1 protein-coding gene is annotated in these 262 nt (G+C 56.9%); it reads left to right on the top strand.

Translation table 11 applies throughout. The annotated features are described in order from the left end of the window. The coding region (locus tag SB772_RS42350) for an amidase family protein (protein WP_410838817.1) at positions 1-262 on the top strand (262 nt) is incomplete at both ends.

Raw genomic sequence — 262 nt, 5'->3', positions numbered from 1 at the left:
CGACTGAGCCAAAAGCGCATGGTGCTACTCACAATCCTTTTAAAAAAGGCTACAGTTCTGGCGGCTCGTCAGGGGGTAGTGCAGCAGCAGTTGCGAGCGGTATTGTCCCGATGGCAGGCGGCGGTGATGGTGGCGGGTCGATACGTTTTCCATCTGCTTGGTGCGGTACGTTTGGGTTAAAGCCAAGCCGCGGACGGAATCCAATGGGTCCTAATCTTGGTGAAGGTTGGGAGGGGGCCGTGGCTGACCATGTGATTACGCG

The organism is Paraburkholderia sp. SIMBA_030, from assembly GCF_046535245.1.
Lineage (GTDB): Bacteria > Pseudomonadota > Gammaproteobacteria > Burkholderiales > Burkholderiaceae > Paraburkholderia.
This window is presented reverse-complemented; position numbering and strand designations above follow the sequence as displayed.